The sequence below is a fragment of the Methylocella tundrae genome, assembly GCF_901905185.1.
GTDB lineage: Bacteria > Pseudomonadota > Alphaproteobacteria > Rhizobiales > Beijerinckiaceae > Methylocapsa > Methylocapsa tundrae.
Genome location: NZ_CABFMQ020000146.1, coordinates 1 through 468, shown reverse-complemented (window position 1 = coordinate 468; position 468 = coordinate 1). Strand labels below are relative to the sequence as shown.

Here is a 468-nt window from a genome sequence, read left to right as displayed (position 1 = left end):
GGCCTCCACGATGCGGCGGGTGAGTTCGTCGTAGGCGGCGGCATGCACCGGGCCGCTGGGGTTGGCCATGGCCGACACGGGCGTCACCATCTCGGCGCCCAGGCTGCGGGCCAGGTTGATGAAGGCCGCCATGGCGGTGCGCATGCCGAGGTTGTCCTGCAGCGCCTCCTGCCCGTAGCGGGGCGAGAAGGCTTCCAGCGGCGTGGGCACCGGCGAGAAGGTATTGGTCTCGTGGTTGAGCCGCGCGATCAGGAACTTCATCGTCATGCCGCCACCCCCGCGCTGCGCAGCATGGCGTGCAGCAGCACGTTGCAGCCGGCCTCCAGGTGTTCAGGCTCCGCGTCTTCGATCTCGTTGTGGCTGATGCCGTCCGCGCACGGCACGAAGACCATGGCCGTGGGCGCCAGGCGTGCGAGGTACACGGCATCGTGCCCGGCGCCGCTCACCACGTCCATGGCGCTGTAGCCC

2 protein-coding genes are annotated in these 468 nt (G+C 69.9%); both read right to left on the bottom strand.

What is annotated here, in order from left to right; all coding sequences use genetic code 11:
* Window positions 1-267 (bottom strand): M81 family metallopeptidase (locus tag MPC4_RS20055; protein WP_210253694.1); only part of this gene is annotated, 267 nt, incomplete at its 3' end.
* A partial coding sequence (locus MPC4_RS20050) for a M20/M25/M40 family metallo-hydrolase (RefSeq protein ID WP_174514097.1) occupies window positions 264-468 on the bottom strand: 205 nt, incomplete at its 5' end. The genes MPC4_RS20055 and MPC4_RS20050, both read right to left, overlap by 4 nt.